The sequence below is a fragment of the Parvularcula dongshanensis genome, from assembly GCF_014199615.1.
GTDB lineage: Bacteria > Pseudomonadota > Alphaproteobacteria > Caulobacterales > Parvularculaceae > Parvularcula > Parvularcula dongshanensis.
The window spans coordinates 24,738-42,118 of sequence record NZ_JACHOB010000004.1 but is presented as its reverse complement, the minus strand read 5'-3'; the positions used below and the strand labels follow the sequence as shown (position 1 = coordinate 42,118).

The 17,381-nt window shown below is 70.3% G+C and carries 18 protein-coding genes; 6 read left to right on the top strand and 12 right to left on the bottom strand.

The window, feature by feature from the left end; translation table 11 throughout:
• Window positions 1–4: 4 nt before the first annotated feature.
• A complete protein-coding gene (locus tag GGQ59_RS09810; RefSeq protein ID WP_183818057.1) occupies window positions 5–2,173 on the bottom strand; it encodes a lytic transglycosylase domain-containing protein in 2,169 nt (722 codons plus the stop codon).
• Window positions 2,174–2,277: 104 nt separating this feature from the next.
• Here GGQ59_RS09810 and dapA point away from each other — a divergent pair, with 104 nt between their 5' ends.
• The gene (gene dapA, locus GGQ59_RS09805) at window positions 2,278–3,162 is read left to right on the top strand and encodes a 4-hydroxy-tetrahydrodipicolinate synthase (protein ID WP_183818055.1); all 885 of its coding nucleotides are present in this window, start codon (window positions 2,278–2,280) and stop codon (window positions 3,160–3,162) included.
• Window positions 3,162–3,647: an SsrA-binding protein SmpB gene (gene smpB, locus GGQ59_RS09800; protein ID WP_183818053.1), complete on the top strand. Its 486-nt coding sequence runs from the start codon at window positions 3,162–3,164 to the stop codon at window positions 3,645–3,647. Before dapA ends, smpB begins: the two co-directional genes overlap by 1 nt.
• Window positions 3,648–3,650: 3 nt before the next feature.
• On the opposite strand, the gene GGQ59_RS09795 is transcribed toward smpB, so the two are convergent.
• Window positions 3,651–4,625 carry a lipid A deacylase LpxR family protein gene (locus GGQ59_RS09795; RefSeq protein ID WP_183818051.1) on the bottom strand — a complete coding sequence of 325 codons (975 nt, stop codon included), beginning with the start codon at window positions 4,623–4,625 and terminating at the stop codon, window positions 3,651–3,653.
• A gap of 72 nt (window positions 4,626–4,697) precedes the next feature.
• A complete protein-coding gene (locus GGQ59_RS09790; RefSeq protein WP_183818049.1) occupies window positions 4,698–6,074 on the bottom strand; it encodes an NAD-dependent succinate-semialdehyde dehydrogenase in 1,377 nt (458 codons plus the stop codon).
• A 48-nt stretch (window positions 6,075–6,122) separates the two neighbouring features.
• On the opposite strand from GGQ59_RS09790, the gene GGQ59_RS09785 reads away from it, so the two are divergent.
• The gene (locus GGQ59_RS09785; RefSeq protein WP_183818047.1) at window positions 6,123–6,803 is read left to right on the top strand and encodes a TerB family tellurite resistance protein; all 681 of its coding nucleotides are present in this window, start codon (window positions 6,123–6,125) and stop codon (window positions 6,801–6,803) included.
• A 33-nt stretch (window positions 6,804–6,836) separates the two neighbouring features.
• Here GGQ59_RS09785 and GGQ59_RS09780 read toward each other — a convergent pair whose 3' ends face one another.
• Window positions 6,837–8,132 carry a glycosyltransferase gene (locus tag GGQ59_RS09780; RefSeq protein WP_183818045.1) on the bottom strand — a complete coding sequence of 432 codons (1,296 nt, stop codon included), beginning with the start codon at window positions 8,130–8,132 and terminating at the stop codon, window positions 6,837–6,839.
• 216 nt (window positions 8,133–8,348) lie between these two features.
• Here GGQ59_RS09780 and GGQ59_RS09775 point away from each other — a divergent pair, with 216 nt between their 5' ends.
• A complete protein-coding gene (locus tag GGQ59_RS09775; protein WP_183818043.1) occupies window positions 8,349–9,182 on the top strand; it encodes a PhzF family phenazine biosynthesis protein in 834 nt (277 codons plus the stop codon).
• Here the strand turns inward: GGQ59_RS09775 and GGQ59_RS09770 are convergent.
• Entirely contained in the window at window positions 9,151–10,176 is a 1,026-nt protein-coding gene (locus GGQ59_RS09770) for a DMT family transporter (protein WP_183818041.1), read from the bottom strand. The genes GGQ59_RS09775 and GGQ59_RS09770 overlap by 32 nt on opposite strands.
• A 40-nt stretch (window positions 10,177–10,216) precedes the next feature.
• On the bottom strand, window positions 10,217–11,014 hold the full coding sequence (locus tag GGQ59_RS09765; RefSeq protein ID WP_183818039.1) for an outer membrane protein: 798 nt from the start codon (window positions 11,012–11,014) through the stop codon (window positions 10,217–10,219).
• A gap of 146 nt (window positions 11,015–11,160) precedes the next feature.
• Between GGQ59_RS09765 and GGQ59_RS09760 the strand changes: the two genes are divergently transcribed.
• On the top strand, window positions 11,161–12,453 hold the full coding sequence (locus GGQ59_RS09760; protein ID WP_183818037.1) for an adenylosuccinate synthase: 1,293 nt from the start codon (window positions 11,161–11,163) through the stop codon (window positions 12,451–12,453).
• Between the two features lie 96 nt (window positions 12,454–12,549).
• The gene (locus GGQ59_RS09755; protein ID WP_183818035.1) at window positions 12,550–13,179 is read left to right on the top strand and encodes an outer membrane beta-barrel protein; all 630 of its coding nucleotides are present in this window, start codon (window positions 12,550–12,552) and stop codon (window positions 13,177–13,179) included.
• Here GGQ59_RS09755 and GGQ59_RS09750 read toward each other — a convergent pair.
• The 6 genes from GGQ59_RS09750 to GGQ59_RS09725 are packed head-to-tail and all read right to left on the bottom strand — an operon-like array spanning window position 13,176 to window position 17,288.
• Window positions 13,176–14,342, bottom strand: coding sequence for a patatin-like phospholipase family protein (locus GGQ59_RS09750; protein WP_183818033.1), 1,167 nt, complete (start codon window positions 14,340–14,342; stop codon window positions 13,176–13,178). The two genes, GGQ59_RS09755 and GGQ59_RS09750, sit on opposite strands and share 4 nt — an antisense overlap.
• Before the next feature lie 34 nt (window positions 14,343–14,376).
• Window positions 14,377–15,033 carry a hypothetical protein gene (locus tag GGQ59_RS09745; protein ID WP_183818031.1) on the bottom strand — a complete coding sequence of 219 codons (657 nt, stop codon included), beginning with the start codon at window positions 15,031–15,033 and terminating at the stop codon, window positions 14,377–14,379.
• 4 nt (window positions 15,034–15,037) lie between these two features.
• Entirely contained in the window at window positions 15,038–15,724 is a 687-nt protein-coding gene (locus GGQ59_RS09740) for a DUF799 domain-containing protein (protein ID WP_183818029.1), read from the bottom strand.
• Window position 15,725: 1 nt separating this feature from the next.
• Window positions 15,726–16,082, bottom strand: a complete 357-nt coding sequence (locus GGQ59_RS09735; RefSeq protein ID WP_183818027.1) for a DUF4810 domain-containing protein — start codon at window positions 16,080–16,082, stop codon at window positions 15,726–15,728.
• 10 nt (window positions 16,083–16,092) lie between these two features.
• Window positions 16,093–16,389, bottom strand: coding sequence for a hypothetical protein (locus GGQ59_RS09730; RefSeq protein ID WP_183818025.1), 297 nt, complete (start codon window positions 16,387–16,389; stop codon window positions 16,093–16,095).
• Window positions 16,386–17,288 (bottom strand): CsgG/HfaB family protein, encoded by a 903-nt coding sequence (locus GGQ59_RS09725; protein WP_221400981.1) that lies wholly within the window; start codon window positions 17,286–17,288, stop codon window positions 16,386–16,388. Before GGQ59_RS09725 ends, GGQ59_RS09730 begins: the two co-directional genes overlap by 4 nt.
• Window positions 17,289–17,381: the final 93 nt, after the last annotated feature.

Genomic DNA, 17,381 nt, shown 5'->3' with positions numbered 1-17,381 from the left:
GGCCTCAATTAGTCGCCCCTTCGGCCGCGGCGCCGTAGGCCGTCACGGCGTAGGGCGGGACTGCGGGCAGGCTGAGGACGTTCGTCATGCCTTCCGCCTCCGCATAGCGGACGAGGGCGGGGGCCGGCGACGCCTTGCCGATCGCACCGGGCGCGGAGCCGCCCCGCACGAGATCGCCCGTGAGCCTGCCCGCGATGACCCCGCCATCGAGCCGGGCGCGGTAGATCTGCACGTTCTCGAGCACGCGCTGAACGTAGTTCCGCGTCTCGGAGAAGGGGATCAACTCGACCCAGTCGACGGGGTCCACGGACGGCTCGCGCGGATCGCCGAAGCGCTCGGTCCAGCCGTCGACCCGGTGCGGGCCCGCGTTGTAGCCCGCGATCGTCATCACGTAGGAGCCGCCGAAGCGCTCGATCAGATGGGAGAGGTGCGCCGCGCCGAGCGTCATGTTGTAGGCCGGGTCGTCGAGCAGTCGGCTCGCCTCGTAGGGCAGGCCTTCCTTGCGGGCGGTGATCTTCGCCGTCCCGGTCAGAAGCTGCATCACGCCCTGGGCCCGTGCGGAGGAGACGATGCGCGGGTTGAACTCGGACTCCTGCCGGCTGAGCCCCAGGATCAGCGGCGTCTCGACGAAGCCGGCGGCGGCTTCAGGCACGGGCAGGAGCGGGTAGGTCGCCTGCGGCGTGGCCGCGCCGTTCGAACGCGCGACCTTGCCCGCACGAACGGCGAGGTGCGTCTTGCGTTCGCCCGTCACGAGGTCCGCGAAGGCCAGCACCTCGCCGGGCGTCTCAAGCGAGTCGTCGAGCGCCCGCGCGAAGCGGTCGAAGGCCCAATCCTCGCCGACCTCGGCGAGGATGCGCATGGCGCCAGCCATCGGCCGCGCCTCGAAGCTCGCGAGGTCCTCGGCGTTCGGCGCCTCGGCCTCCGGGAAAGCGATGCGGGGCGCGCTGTCGCCGAGGCGCTCAGCGGCGAGCTGACCGTAATAGGTGAAGGGACGCGATGCGGCCTGACGGAAGGCCTCCACTGCGCCGATCTCGTCGCCGCCCGCCTCTTTCGCCCTGGCGAGCCAATACTCGCCGCGGGACAGGCTGATCGGGCTCGAGACGTTCGACGCGAGGAGCGCGAAGTGGGTCTCGGCCCGCTGCGGATCGCCCAGGAAGCGAAGCGCGATCCAGCCCGCCAGGAACTCCGCCTCGGCGAAGTCCGCCCCGCGGGTGAGGCCGCTATAGGCTGAGAGGACGTAGGCGTCCTCGAATCGCCCCTCCGACAGGGCGGTCCGGGCGAGGAGGCTCCGCTCCGTGTACCAGGCGTCCGGGTCGCGAAGCGCCTCGGCGCCTTGCGGTGCGAGCCCGGCGAGTTCGGTCGCCCGCAGATCCTTGTCCGAACGGCGCCAGTAGCGAACGGCGGCGTGCAGGACGCCGGCGTCGAGGCGCTTCTCCTCGGGCAGGGCCTCGTAGAGCCCGGGGCCGTTGCGGTCGCGCTTGAGGAGCGCGATCCGCGCCTCGGCCGCGCGGCGCTCGTCCTTCGGCAGGAGGGGCAGGAGGCGCTCGGTCGCGGTCGCCTCGATGTCGAAGAGCTGCCGGTCGGCTTTTGCGACGTGGTCCGCCTCGCGCAGGCGCGCGCCGTGCCGGGATAGGATCTGCCGCTCGGACGCGGCCGTCCAGTCGCGCTCGATCCAGGCCCGGCGGATCATGTCCTCGCCGGCCTCGACGCTGCCGCTCTCGATCAGGGCGCGGCCGAGCTGGACCATACCCTCGCCGCGGACGGGGTCGCGGGTATCGAAGAAGAGAAGAAGGTCGGCGGCGGGCGTCTCGTCGTCGAAACGGTCCTCGGCCTGCGCCTGGATACGCGTCGCGTCGGGCCAGTCCGGATGAGCGGAGAGGAAGGCGGCGACCTCCGCCGCGCGTATTCCCGGCCCGCCCGAGCGCAGGTAGGCCCAGTCCGCGACCGCACGGGCGAGCGGGTCTTCGAGGTCGCGGCGGCGGCGTTCGGCCTCGGCGTAGCGCCGGTCGGTCAGGGCGGTGAAGACCGCGCGCAGCACCGCCTCGTCCGTCGGCGTGACGTAGGGCGAGACCGGCGCAGGCGGCTTCAGGCTCGGGCTCGGCGCCGCCGCCGTCAGCACCACTCCGCAAAGCCCCGCCAGCAGCAGGGCACCCCAGCTTCGATGTCTCGCCATGGGACGAGGGCGTAGCACGAGAAGGTTAACCATCAACGCGTCCTGCGAGCGCCGTGCCGAACCGTAACCTTGCCCGAAACGGACCCCGCGCGTAGCTCCGGGGCATGACCCAACTGATCCTTCGCGGCTCCATCACGGCGCTCGTCACGCCCTTTTCGGGCGGGGCGGTGGACGAGGACGCCTACCGCGCGCTCATCGAACGCCAGATCGAGGCGGGCACGCACGGCCTCGTCCCCGTCGGCACGACCGGCGAGAGCCCGACCTTGTCGATCGAGGAGCACATCGGCGTCGTGCGGCTCTGCGTCGAGGCCGCTTCGGGCCGGGTTCCGGTGATCGCGGGCGCAGGCTCGAACAACACCGCCGAGGCGATCCGCCTCGCCGCCGGCGCGGAGGAGGCGGGCGCCGACGCGATCCTGACCACGACCGGCTACTACAACAAGCCGCCCCAGGACGGGCTCTATGCCCACTTCGAGGCGCTGCACGAGGCGTGCGCCCTGCCCATGGTGATCTACAACGTGCCGGGCCGTACGGCGTCCGACGTCTCTGTTTCGACCCTCGCTCGGCTCTCCCGCCTCGAGCGCGTCGTCGGCGTGAAGGATGCGACCGGCGACCTCGCCCGCGTCGCGCGGCAGCGCGTCGCCTGCACGAAGGGCTTCGTCCAGCTTTCGGGCGAGGACGCGACCGCCGTTGGCTTCAACGCCATGGGCGGACAGGGCTGCATCTCGGTGATGTCGAACGTGGCCCCGCGGATGTGCGCCGCGATGCAGACCGCCTGCCTCGAGGGGCGCTGGGACGAGGCGTTGATGCTTCAGGACCGGCTCACGCCGCTCGCCGAGGCGCTCTTCGCCGATACGAACCCCTGTCCGGTCAAGTACGCGCTCGCCAAGCTCGGCCTCTGCCGCGAAGAGTTCCGCCTGCCCCTCGTCCCGGCGTCGGACGCTGCGCGCGCCAAGGTCGACGCCGCCATGGCCGGGCTGGAGCTGTCCTGATGGCGAAGAAGGCGCCCCCCGGCACCGCGACCGTCGCCGCCAACAGGCGCGCGCGCTACGAGTACAAGGTCGGCGAGGTGATCGAGGCGGGCCTCGTCCTGCAGGGCACCGAGGTGAAGGCCCTGCGCGAGGGCAAGGCGAACATCGCCGAGAGCTACTGCGCGCCCGAGAGCGGACCCAACGGCACCGAGTTCTACCTCGTGAACGCCAACATCCCCGAATACACGGCGGGCAATCGCGAGAACCACCAACCGAAGAGAAGCCGCAAGCTGCTCCTGTCGAAGCGCCAGATCGCCTCGCTGACGGGCGCGGTCGAACGCAAGGGTTACACGGTCGTGCCGCTCCGGCTCTTCTTCAACAAGCGCGGCCTCGTGAAGCTCGATATCGCCCTCGCCGAAGGCAAGAAGCTCCACGACAAGCGCGCGACCGAGAAGACTCGCGATTGGAACCGCCAGAAGCAGCGCCTGATGCGGAACCTCGGCTAGGCCTCAGAACCTCCGCGCGAGGCCGATCGCCGCGAACTGCTCGGCGCGCGCCTGATCTGCGAATTCCTCCGAGCGGCGGACATAGGTCAAAGATACCTGCGTCTCCCACACCGTGACGACGCCGCCCGCCTGGATGTCGTAGACCCAGGTCTCCGCGTCTTGCGTGACGACGTCTCCCGAGAAGGCGCGACCCTCGATGAAGGCGTTGCGGGCGACCGCGCGGCCTTCGGTGCCCACGAAGAGGTAGGCGCCGCCGGCGCCCCCTTCGGGCCACCACGGCGTCCCCGCGAGGGCGGGCTTCACCCGCTGCGGCATCAGATGGTCCGGCAGGTTGAGGCCGAAGCGGGCGGTGAGGCCGAGGCTCGCCTGCGTCAGGATCGTGCCTGCCGCCACGCCCGCCGTCGGGACGATGTCCGCCGAAACGGCCCCGTCCCATAGCCTACGCGGGGGGAACTGCCGCTCGAAGCTCACGGTGAAGCCCGGCTCGTTGCCGATCTGGTTGTCCCAGCCCTCGACCTTCGGCGCGCCGACGACGTCGTGTACGAAGTTCTGCGTCTCCTCGGCGAGGGAGGCGGGGCCGATCACGCCGACCTGCAGTCCCAGGCGGTCCCTGGCGCCGGAGGTCCGCGCGACGAGGAGGTCGCCCTTCAGATAGAGCCAGCCCGCATAGGGATGCTGGTCCGGAAGCGGTTCGGTCGCGCGTTTGTCCTGCGGGGTGAAGATGCTCTGACCGATGCCGAGGCCGTAGACGACCTGGCCGCCATCGGCGCCCATCAGCGCTTCTGCGAGGCCGTGCACCGCGCCGCCCCGCTCTGCGAGCGCGGCGCGCGTGATCTCCGCGCCCGAGGTGTAGTTGCGGTCCGTGCTCGAGACGAGGTCGTTCTCGAACACGCCGGACCAGACGGCCCTCTCTTGCGCGGCGGCAGGCGTGACGAAGAGGCCCGCCGCCAGGGCGGCGAGCGGGAGTAGGCGGTGCATGGCGGACCCCGAAGGCTTGACGGGGGGAGAACGCTTTCGCGCCGCAACAGTTCGCGCGAAATCGGATGCGGCCTAGAGCCGTGTCACCGTCTTGCGGTTGACGAAGGCCATCATGCCGTCCCGCGCAAGTTCCCGTCCGTAGCCTGACGTCTTGACGCCCCCGAAGGGAAGGCGGGGGTCGGACGCCACGATGCGATTGATCGCGGTCGCTCCGGCCTCAAGGCCGCGCACGGCGGTCTGCATCTCGCCCTCGTCCTGCGTGAAGATCGCGGAGCCGAGGCCGAAATCGGTCGCGTTGGCGAGTTCGATCCCGGCATCGAGCGAGGGGACGCGGAAGAGGAGCGCGACGGGGCCGAACAGTTCCTCCTTGTAAGCGCGCGCGTCGGGCGTCACGCCCTCGAGGATGCCTGGGCGATACCAATAGCCCTTGCCGCCGCAGGGCCCCTCGATGATCTCAGCGCCGGTCAGGCGTTTCGCGCCCGCCCGGATCGCGTCCTGGACGAGGTCGTCCGCGTCGTCCCGCGTGCCCGGCAGCGACAGAGGCCCGATGTCTGTCCCCTCGGCCTTGGGATCGCCGACCTCGAGCGCCGCCATGGCGGCGACGAAGCGCTGCTTGAACGCATCGTAGACGTCCGCGTGCACCAAGAACCGCTTGGCCGCGATGCAGGACTGGCCGTTGTTCTGCGTCCGGCCTTGAACGGCGGCCGCCACCGCGACGTCCAGATCCGCCGAGGGCATGACGAGGTAGGCGTCCGAGCCGCCGAGCTCCATCACGCTCGGCTTGATCTCGTCGCCGGCGGTGCGCGCGACCGCCGATCCTGCCGGTCCGGAGCCCGTCAGCGTCGCGCCCTTCACCCGGTCGTCGCGTAGGACGCCCTCGACCCGCTTCGAGCCGATGAGAAGGGCTTGGAACGCGCCCTCGGGGAAGCCCGCCTCCTCGAAGACGCTCTCGAGCGCGAGCGCGCAGCGCGGCACGTTGGAGGCGTGCTTCAGGAGGCCCGTATTCCCGGCGACAAGTGCGGGGGCGGCGAAGCGCACGACCTGCCAGAAGGGAAAGTTCCACGGCATGACCGCGAGGATCGGGCCGAGCGGCAGGTGGGCGACGTAGGCGCTGCCCTCGTCGATCGTGACCGGCTCGTCCGCGAGGAACGCTTCGCCGTGCTCGGCGTAGTAGCGGCAGGCGAGGGCGCACTTGTCGGCCTCAGCCTTCGCCGAGGCGAGCGTCTTGCCCATCTCCTCGGTCATGATCGCGGCGAGCTCGTCGCGGCGCCGCTCGATGACGCGCGCGGCCTCGCCCATGCTGGCCACCCGGGCGCGAACCCCCGCCGCACGAAGGGCGTGATGGGCATCGACGCTGCGATCCAGGGCGGCGTCCAACTCGGCGTCGCTCGGCGCCTCATAGGTTCCGTGGACGGTCTCGTCCGCTGGGTTGACGCTTCTCATCGTCATGTCGCACTCCTTTCGGATAGAGGACACTCGGGGGACCGAAACGGCACCATGACGCTTTGGGAACGCATTCAGGCCATCCTGACCGAAGCGCGCGAGCGCACGCTCGGCGCGGTGATGGAGGCGATGGAAGCCCGCCGGCGCAGGCGGGACGCGGCCATCTTCTCGATCGCGCTGATCGCGCTGTCGGCCAAGATGGCGAAGGCCGACGGCATCGTCACCGCGGACGAGGTCCGCGCCTTCGGCACCTTCTTCGCCTATCCCCCCGAAGAGGAGGCCAAGGTCCGCCTCGTCTTCCAGATGGCGCAGCAGGACACGGCGGGCTTCGAGACCTATGCGCGCCAGGTCGGCCGCCTGTTCGCCGGCGAGGACGCGGTCTTGGAAGACGTTCTCGACTGTCTCTTCTACGTCGCCCTCGCCGACGGCGTGGCGCACCCGGAAGAGATGCGCCTCCTCGAGGTCGCGGCCGAAGCCTTCGCGCTGCAAGGCGGGGTCTGGCGGCGCGTGAAGGCCGCGCATGTCGGCGCGGACAAGGAGGATCCCTTCGTCATCCTCGGGCTGGAGCCGGATGCGGACGAGCCCGCGATCAAGGCCGCCTACCGCAAGCTCGCGCGGGCCAACCATCCCGACGCGCTCATCGCCCGCGGCGTGCCGCCGGAGCTCTTCAGGATCGCCGAGCACCGCATGGCCGCGATCAATACGGCCTATGAGCGGGCGCTGGCCGGGGCCTAGCCCGCAGCGACCGACGGCCCCGCCGCCGGTGCCTCACGCGGCCGGGCGGCGAGCCAAGCGCGCTAGGATCTCCTCCGCCGCCGTGCCCGCGCCGTCTTCACGGCCGACGATCGAAGCCTGCTCCCGTGCCGCCTCGGCGTAGCGCAGGTCCTTGGTGAGTGTGGCAAGGCGACCGGCGGCGGCCTCCACCTTGTAGTCTTCGTGGTCGAGGCTCAGGGCGAGGCCGAGCCGTTCGAGGCGCGCAGCGTTGTCCCACTGGTCGCCGAGGTGCGGGACGACGAGCTGCGGAACGCCGGCGGCGAGCGCGCGGGCGCTGGTGCCGACGCCGCCATGGTGGATCACAGCGGCCGCGCGCGGGAAGACGTCCTCGTGCGGCGCGTAGTCCGCGACGTAGACGTCGTCGCCTGCAACGGGACGCACCGGCCGCTCCATCCCCGTCAGCAGAACGGCCCGCCGACCGAGGCGCCGCGCCGCTTCGACGCTGCGCTCGTAGAAGCCGCGCTCGGCGAACACCGCGAAGCTGCCTAGCGAGAAGACGAGGGGGGGCGGGCCGTCGTCGAGGAAGCGCGACAGCCCTTCGGGCATGGGCTCGCGGGACTGCCGCCAGCAGTAGCCCGTCACGTTCATCTCGGCCGGCAGCCGCGCGTCCGCCGCGAGAAGCTGCGGCGAGAAGAGACCGAGGCGTGCGGGGCCGGACCGGCCGAAGGCGAAGAGCGGGACCGCGCCCGAACCTTCGAGGCCGAGGTCGCGGCGCGTGCGCTTGAGGTCGCGGCCGAAGCGGCGGCGCATCTCCAGGGCCACGATCGTGCGGATGAGGTCGTTCCAGCGCCGGTGCAGCGGCGTCCGGGGCTTGCGGGCGAGCGGCGGAAGGCCCGGCAGAGTGGGCGGATCGTTGGTCAGGAACAGGAGCATGGGCGACAGCACGGCGGCGACGAAGGGCAGGCCGCGCCGCTCGGCCACCATGGGCGCGGCGAAGGCGAGCGAAGAGCCGACGACACCGTCCGCACCCTCCGCGATCCGGTCGAGCGCCGCCGCGCTTTGCGGCAAGAAGCGAAGCGCCCCCTCGCGCAGGAGGAAGTCGGGATCGCCCGCCGCCCGCTCGGTCCAGCTCTCGAAGTCCTCGTAGCCGGCGGCCTGAACGTAGGTCTCGATGTCGGGATAGATCGGCGCCCCTTCGAGCCCAGCCGCCTCGACGAAGCGCATGTGGCTTTCGGCGCCCGCGATCACGGGCCGGGCGCCTCTCTCGGCCAGAGCCCGGCCGATGGCGAGGAAAGGGTACAAGTCGCCCAACGACCCGATGGTCGCGAGCACGATGCGTTCGCCCGGCATGCGCGGCCACCTCGGTTCTACGATGCAGAGACGTAAGGTGCCGGGCGCGTTATCCAAACTCGATGGAGGAGATGTGTCTCGCTCTACCTCGACGCTTGCCCCGCGGCGTCACCGGGCAAGCTGCCTCGGAGCGCAACCGCCCGCTCGGCAGCGCCGCCTTCTGGTCGAACCCGTCTCGGCATGCTTGATCGCCGTTCGAACCGCAGGAGGACCGCCATGACCGAGCACACCCTCTACCAGGTCGATGCCTTCGCGGATCGGCTCTTCGCCGGGAACCCGGCGGGCGTGATGATCCTCGACGAGTTCTTCCCGGACGAGACGCTCCAGGCGATCGCCATGGAGAACAACCTGGCCGAGACTGCCTTCGCGGTACGCAAGGGGGCGGGGGCCTACGACCTGCGCTGGTTCACCCCGGGGGCGGAGGTGCCGCTCTGCGGCCACGCGACGCTCGCGACGGCGCACGTTCTTTGGGCGGAGGAGGGAGAGGACGCCGAGCGGTTCAGCTTCGACACGCTGTCAGGCCCCCTTCACGTCGAACGGACGGGCGAAGGCTACACCCTCGACTTTCCCGCCGACCCGCCCGTACCCGTCGAGGCGCCGGACGGCCTTGCCGAAGCGCTCGGGACCGAGCCCGAGTCGGTGCTCGCAGGGCAGTACCTGCTCGCAGTGCTGAAGGACGAGGCGGCGGTGCGCGCCCTGCGCCCGAACCTCCTCGCACTCGAGGCGGTGGGCCTGCCCCGCGGCCGGGGGACGGCCGAGAACTGCGTCTGCGTCACCGCGCCCGGTGAGGTCTGCGTCACGGCCGAGGGCGAGGCCTACGACTTCGTCAGCCGCTTCTTCGCGCCGACGGTCGGCATCACGGAGGACCCGGTGACCGGTTCGGCGCACTGCATGCTGACGCCCTACTGGGCGGAGCGCCTGGGCAAGACCACGCTCTTCGCCTTTCAGGCGAGCGCGCGGGGCGGGGCGGTCGCCTGCGAACTCGCGGGCGACCGGGTGCGCCTGACGGGCTCGGCGTTCACCTACCTGCGCGGGACGATAAGGCTCTGAACCTGGAAGCGAGGGCGCGCGTGCTGTCGGGCTCGGCCAGGGCCATGCCGCCGAGGATCGCCGCGAGGCCGAGGAGGTAGCGCGGCTCGAGCGCTTCGCCGAACAGAGCGACCCCGAGGAGGATCGCGACGAGCGGCGCCAGGTAGGACGAGAGCGACAAGAAGCCCGCGCCGACCCGCCGGACCGTCAGGATGATGAAGACCGCGTTGAGGCCGGTGGGCAGCAGCCCGAGGAAGACGATCGCGGCCCAAGACCGCGCCGAGATGCCTTCGGTTCCCGCGGCGATGGCGCCTGGCGTCGCGAGGAGCGCGCCGCAAAGAAGGAAGGCGGCCGCGAAGCTGCGGGCTGGCACGTCCGGCGCGCGTCGCATCACGACGCTGGCGACCGCGTAGCCCGTGACCGAGAGGAGGAGGACGAGCTGCGCCCGAACGTCCTCGCTGAAGATGTGCGCGAGCGCGTCGGGACCGATCAGGACGAGGACGCCCGCCGTGCCGCCGAGAAAGCCGGCGGCCTTCCGCGCCGTCAGCCGCTCGTCGGCGAAGAGGGCCGCGAGGAGAACGGTCATCACCGGCATGAAGGCGATGTAGATGCCCGCGAGGAGGGAGCTGACGGTCCGCTGCGCCCAGGGGATCGCGGTCAGCGGCGCCGCGTAGCCGATGACGCCGATAGCCAGCGCGAAGAGCCAGGCGGGGTTGAAACGCCCTTGGCGGCTCAGCGGCAGGAAGGGCCGTCCGGTCATCCGGCAGTAGGCGAGCATGAAGCCGAAGGCGATCCAGAGGCGCCCGGCCGCCACGACCGGCGGCGGGGCGGTCTCGACGCCGATGCGGATCGCGGCGAAGCTCGACCCGCCGAGTACGGCCACGCCGAGCATCATCAGCCAATCGGTGCGCGTCGGCGTACGGCTCGTCGCGAGGCCGTCGCCGGTCGCCGCGCCGTGGTCGAGCGGGGCAGCGGCGGGCGGACTCTCGCCGGTCTTGTCAGGGGCCTGAAGCATGGGGCCCGCTAGGCGCGGCCTCGGCTTCGGGCAAGCGGTGTCAGAACCGCAGGCCGAGTCCGGTCACGACCTGCTGACGCTTCTCGTCCTCGTCGTAGACCGAGTAGCGGTACTCGGCCTTCGCGTAGAGGTCCCCGACCAAGCGAAGCTCCGCCCCGCCGCCGACGCGCCAGCCCTCGGCGATCCGCGTCACGTCGACCACGGTGTCGGGCTCGCTCTCGGTCACGACGGGGTTGCGCGGATCGTCGGGGTTGTCCGTGGTCGTCGTGACGGTGGTCACGACGGTGTCGGTGCGCATCTGATCGGAGAGCGCGGCGAGGGCGTAGAGCGTCACGCGGGATGTCATCCAGCCCGCCCGGACGCCGACTTCGAGGTCACGGCCGAAGCCGGAGGTCGCCTCGACGTGCGTCACGCCGCCCGCGCCGTTGTCGAGGTCCTGCGCGAAGACGGCGTCGTCACCGGCCGCCTGATCGTAGGAAGCGAACCCGCCCAGGAAGAGGCCGCCATAAGCGGTGCGGAAGAGCAGGTGGTCGTAGCCGATCGAGCCGCCATAGGTCGGCCCTTCGGCCTTCGCGCCGGATTCCGTCTCGAAGCTGTCGAGGCCGACGCGCGCCTCGATGCGGGCGCCGCCGAGGCGGCGAAGAGCGCTGCCCTCCCGCTTCCGAAGAGCGCGCGTATGGCGGCGCTGGCCGAGCTGCGCGACTTCCATGCGGGACGCAGAGGCGGATGGCGGCATCGGCACGCGGGGCATGACCTCCTGCTGCGCCATCGCGGCGGGCGCGGCGCCGCCGATCAGGGTTGCCGCCGCCAGGGCGGCCGAAAGAACGGCTCTCCGCATCGCTTCGTCTCCTGCCTCTCGCCCCCGTGAACAGGAAACCACAGCTGGCTTAAGCCGTGCTTAAGCTTGTCCGAGAAAGGCGACCGGTCGTCTTGCCAGTCCCGTAACCGCCCCTATGGTCGCGCCGCGCGAAGCGAAGGGTCGTCATGGCGAACGTGGCAGTGGTCGGTGCTCAGTGGGGCGACGAGGGCAAGGGCAAGATCGTGGACTGGCTGTCCGCCCGGGCCGACGTGGTCGTGCGGTTCCAGGGGGGGCACAATGCCGGGCACACGCTCGTCGTGGACGGCGTCGTCTACAAGCTGTCCCTTCTGCCTTCGGGCGTCGTCCGCGGCGGCAAGGTCTCGGTGATCGGTTCGGGCGTCGTCATCGACCCCTTCGCCTTCAAGGACGAGGTCGAGCGGATCCGAGGGCAGGGGGTGAAGATCGACCCCGTCAGCCTGGCCGTGGCCGAGAACGCCTGCCTCATCCTGCCCCTGCACGGCGAACTCGACCGCCTGCGCGAGGGCGCGGCGGGCAAGGGCGCGATCGGCACGACGGGGCGCGGCATCGGGCCCGCCTATGAGGACAAGGCCGGCCGGCGTGCGATCCGGGTCGTCGATCTGCGCTATCCCGATACGCTCCGCGGCAAGGTCGAACGGCTCCTGACGCATCACAACGCCCTTCGCGCGGGCTTCGGCGCCGATCCGATCGATACGGACGGTCTGATCGCGCAGCTCGAGGAGATCGCGACGTTCCTCGCGCCCTACGCGGCTCCCGTTTGGCGCTTGCTCGAGGACGCCCGCAGGGCCGGAAAGCGCATCCTCTACGAGGGGGCGCAGGGCGTTCTCCTCGACGTGGACCACGGCACCTATCCTTACGTGACCTCGTCCAACACGGTGGCGGGGCAGGCCGCGGCGGGGTCGGGCTCCGGTCCCGGCGCGGTCGGCTACACGCTCGGCATCGTCAAGGCGTACACGACGCGGGTCGGGGCGGGGCCGTTCCCGACCGAACTCGAGGACGAGACGGGCCAACGCCTCGGCGAACGCGGGCACGAGTTCGGCACGGTGACGGGCCGCAAGCGTCGCTGCGGCTGGTTCGACGCGGCCCTCGTGCGCCAGTCCCTCACGCTGTCCGGCGTCGACGGGATCGCGTTGACCAAACTCGACGTCCTCGACGGCTTCGAGACGCTCAAGGTCTGCACGGGCTACGAGATCGGGGGCGAGACGCTCGACTACCTGCCCGCCGGCGAGGACGCGCAGGCGCAGGCGCGGCCCGTCTACGAGGAGATGGCGGGCTGGTCCGGCTCGACCGCAGGCGCCCGGTCCTGGGCGGACCTGCCGGCCGAGGCCGTGAAGTACGTCCGTCGGATCGAGGAGCTGATCGGCCACCCCGTCGCGCTCGTCTCGACGAGCCCCGAGCGGGAAGACGTCATCTTGATGCGTGATCCGTTCGAAGGCTGAGGACAGGCTTCGATCGTCGCTTGGCCGAAACGGCCCTAACCTACTCTTCACCGTATTCTGGGACGGTGCGCGCCGGTCTTGGAAGGTGAGGGTCCGATGAAGACGTGCCTCCTGGCGCTCAGCGCAGCGCTTCTACTCACCCCGAGCGGCGTTCGGGCCCAGGATGCCGTTCCTTCCAACGCCTACCTGCAGGTCCACATCGGCGCGTCGCTCGTCACCGAAGAAGAGGTCCGCTTCGAAGGGGCGGGCGCCAAGGGCGTGCCCGGCGTGGTCCTGCGGGAAGTGGACTACGACACCGGCGTCGCCTTCGGGGGTGCCTTCGGCTACCAGCTCTCACCCATGTTCGCGGCGGAGGCCGAGCTGACGGCGCGCGTGAACGACTTCGACGGGAACCTCGGCGACGACGCGCTGACGGTGACGAGCCTGATGGCGAACGGCGTGCTGACCGCGCCGTTGAAGAGTTCCGTTCGTCCATACCTCGGGGCGGGCGTCGGCTTCGCCTACTCGAACCTCGACGGCTCGAACCTAGCCCTTGCCTGGGGGGCGAAGGCAGGCCTTCTCTACCTCTACGCCCCGGGCCGGATGGTGGGCTTCGAGGCGAGCTACATCGGCACGGACGGGTTCGGTACGGAGTCGATCGACGCCGCGGACAGGATCGTGGACGTCCACGCCGAGTATGGCGGGGCGGCGCTCCTCGTCAGCTGGCGGACGAATCTCGGCTTCTAGTCGTCGACGACGAGATCCGGGGCGGCCAGCTTCGGCTGCGCCTCGCCCAGTCCCAAGAAGGCGCGGGTGCGGCCGGCGCGGGCCCGGCCATCGGCGTAGCCGAGGTCGATCAGCGCCGCGATCAGGCCCGGCTCGAAGGTCAGGTAGCTCGGCAGCACCCAAGGCGGCCGGTACGCGCCTACGGCACGCAGAAGCAGCTTCACCGTCGGCGGCAGGGCCGAGACGTGTTCGCCGGCCAGGAGGCGGACATCCCGTGAAGGGTTGATCCGTTCGATCGCGATCGGACGAAGCTGCGTGGCGGCGCGCCGCTCCGGCAGCATGGCGTCGAGCGTCCGGTTGATCCGCGCGGACCGCTCGATGTCGGCATCCATCTGATCGTTGAAGACGATGTCGAGAAGCTGTCCGCCGATCACGCCGAGGCTTGGGGAGGGGGCGGGCGCGACGTCCGGCCCCGTGTCCTTGTCCCGCGCACCGATCAGGAAGAGCCTGTCGCAGCCGAGATGGATCGCGGGGGAGAGCGGTGCGACCTGGCGCAGAGCGCCATCGCCGAACCACTCGCCTTCGATCTGAACCGCTGGGAAGACGACCGGCAACGCCGCGGAAGCGAGGACGTGCTCGGGGCCGATCCGGCAGCGCCGCCCGGTGCGGCGCGCCCGGCGCCAGTCCTCGGCGAAGGCGCCGGCGAAGAAGGTGACCGCCTTTCCGCTTGAGTAGGAGGACGCGGTGAGCGCGAGGGCGTCGAAGGCGCCGCCCTCGGCCATGGCGTTGACGCGGCCAAAATCGACCCGCCGGGCGAGGAGCCGCGCGAGCGGCTCCGCGTCGAGGAGGGAAGGCGGCGGCTTCGCGCCGGCCCAGCCGAGCGTCAGCGCCCCTGCCCACCGCGCGAGCCGGCCGACGAGGGAGCCCCAATCCGTCCTGTAGACCGAGGCGCAGTGAAGGCTCCGCCACAAGGCTTCGAGCTTGCGCACCGCGCCGGGAAAGTCGTCCGCGCCTTCGGCCAGCACGGCGGCGTTGATTGCGCCGACCGACAAGCCCGTCAGGACACGGAACGGGTTGGTGCCCGACGGCACGTCTTCGGCCACCGCCTTGAGGACACCGACCTGATAGGCGCCGCGCGCGCCGCCGCCCGAGAGGACCAGCGCGGCCTTGTGCTCTGCCGACATCAGCGCGCCCTAGCACACGCGAGAGTCGAAGCGGTTAATCCGCAGGCAGGGTCTCTTCGTGGACGACCAGGCGCCCGGACAGGCCCGTCTGGGTCGCACCGCCCGTCAGGGCCTCCGCGACCACGTCCGCCGACGCTTCGGCCAGCGATGCGATCGCCTCGGCCCGCAAGGCATCGGTCCGGCCGATGCGCTTCCACGCCGAGCCGCCGAAGCGGCTACGCTGGAAGTCGGAGAGCACGGTGAAGGGCCGGGTCGTCTCGGCGACGACGCGCCCCTGCCCGTCCGTCAGGGTGAGGTCGACGGCGAAGCTCTTCATGCCCGACAGCGGCGTGAAGCGCGTGCCGTCGGGCAGGATGACGTTGACGATCTCGACCCTCACGGCGGCGGGCTCGGTGCCCGTATAGGCGGGCGGCAGGCGCTCGGAGAGGAGCGCTGCGAGCGTCTCTTCGACGTAAGAGACGGCGAGGCCCGTCGTGGGACCCCCCGTGTCGCCGAGGACACCGCGCATCGCGACGTCGTAGGATCGCGGCAGGCCGTCCGGGTCCGTGAAGGCGACCGTGACGGCAGGCGGCGCGAAGCGCGACGTGACCCGATCATCGACCGGGCTGCGCCCGGTGGTGACGCAGGCGGCGAGGAAGAAGGCCAGCAGAGCCAACTCGCCAAGAAGGATGGTCGCCCGGCCGGCGCTCACCCGGCTACTCGACCGTGGTCGCCAACGCGCTCGGATAGGCGTTCTCGTCCTGCCCGTACTGATCCGGCAGGTACGGACCGGCTGGCACGCCGCGTCCGGGCGAAGCGGCAGCCATGGCGTTCGCTTGCTGCGCCAGCGGGATGTAGTTCGGACGGGCCTTCTCGATCGCCGAGACCACCGCTTGCGCGACGAGGTCGCCCAGCAGGTTTCCGGTGCTGCTGGCTTGCGGCGAGTAGGTCAGCTGCTGCTGGTTCGCCCAAAGCGTCTCGCCGGTCTTGCAGCTGCGTAGCTCATATTCGAACGCGACGGTCGTGTTCGTCTGGATGAGGACGTACTTCGACTCCCACTGTTGAATGTCGATGTACATCGCGGCGTCGCAACCGAAGATGGGGCTGAGGCGGCGGGTATCGGCCTCGTGAACGAGCGCGGCGTCGCCGAGACCCGAATCCTCGAGAGTCCTCTTAACCATCCAGGCGGGGTAGACGTAGTAGCCGCGCTCGCCGAAGGGACGGGACACGGTCGATACGAACCACTCATGGGCCTCGACGTTGGTCGTATTGTTCAGCGCGGGGAGGATCACGATCGACCGCGGCGCTTCCGACCGGAAGGCGCTGTAATCGTAGGGCGCGGGGGCAGTCGCGCAGGCGGTCATGGCGAGCAGGCCGAGCGCGAGGACGAGAGGTTTCATCATTTCAGCGGTCCGTTTCTGCGTTGTCCGCGAGCGTTGTCCGCCCCATCACGCGCTCGATGAAAGCGCGAGACTCCGGAAAGAGCTCCATCTCCCGCTCGAAGGCTTCGGCTGCGCCGCGCTCGTCTCCTTCTTCGAGAAGGAGGTAGCCGAGTTCGGCGTAGATGCCGGGCGCGACGCGGTTCGTCTTCTCGCCGACGTCGATCGCGTCCCGAAGCGACTGCTCGTACTGGTCACGCAGCTCGGGCGAACGGGCATAACCGTATAGCGACCGCTCGTAGTCGCCCCACTCGTAGCGGCTCGGCGTCGCACAGGCCGCGAGCGCGGCGACGCATACGAGGCATCCAACAGTCTTCCGCATGATGCTTTCCTTAGTAGGCTACGGTTGCTTGGGCCGCCTGTCCGACGAAGACGTCGCGGGACATGACCTGCCGGCCGTCCACGAAGAGCTCGACGACGTGCTTACCGGGCGTCACGGCTAGGGACGACGCGCCTGAGAACTGGCGAGCCGGGCCGTAGTCGATGCCGTCCACGCTCAAGGTGGCTCGTCCGGGCGCGTTGCTTACGACGAGCGAGCTCAAAGAGGCGCCCTGCTCCGAAACGGTCTCCGGGTAGCTCATGCAACCAGCCAGCGACGCCGCCACGAGGGTGAGGATCAACCGCTTCACGACCGGACCTCCTCGACCAGATGACCCTCACCGGAGGTGGGAAGCCGACCTGAGAGCAGGGTGACGACGGCGCCTTCGGCGAGTTCCGTGTCACCGAAGAAGCCGGTCACGCGGACACGCGCGACTTCTTCTCCTGGCAACCGGATCACCATGCCGGACCGCTCGCTCCTCACCGCCTCGCCCTCGCGCATCACCGCTAGTTCGTCGCCGACCTTCAACCCCTGCGACCGGCCGCCCGAGATGAAGGCGCGCTCGCTCTCCACCTTGAGGATGTCGGCCTGCCAGGGCCGGGCGGTGACGTTCTGCATCACCGCGGTCATCAGATCGGCGATGGCCGAGCTCAGCGCCTTGTCTGTCAGGGTCGCGTCGAACGCGGCCCTTGTGCCGAAGCCCATCGTCTCTCCGGCCTCGGTCGAAGCGCTGCCTGTTCCTGTCGCCGTGGCGAAGACCACGCCTGTCTTGGCGTCGATCATGCGCACCTCGACGACGGCCTCGGCGGCCTGCTTCTTGGTCGACGACAAGAAGCCCGCCTTGCCTTCCGTCTTCCGACCAAATTCGGTGACCGATCCAACGAGCAGCGTATCGACGCCGATGAGATCCATCTGTTTGCCGGTGAGGTCCGCTTCGTCTTCAAGCAGTTCGAGGTCGCGGCGCTCGACGACGATGAAGGCATCGGTCTCGGCCAGGCGATTGGAAACGATGTCCGAGGCTTGCTCGGCGAGCGGATCGCGTTCGTCATCGTAGAGGAGGGCCCGCCCGTAGCGGGTAGCATTCGTGAAGCGCCCTACGGCGACCTTGCGCTTGAGCGAGGGCGCCGCCGGCAGCGCCTCCGCCGCCAGGCGTTGCGCTTCTTCCGCCTGCGTCTGAGAGACGGGCTGCTGAACGGGCGTCGTCTCCACGCTCGCGCATGCGGACGTGGCGCAGAGAACCGCGCCAAGCCAGAGTCTATTCACGGTTCGTCCCCTCGGATATCCCTACCGCAAGTTGTGCTT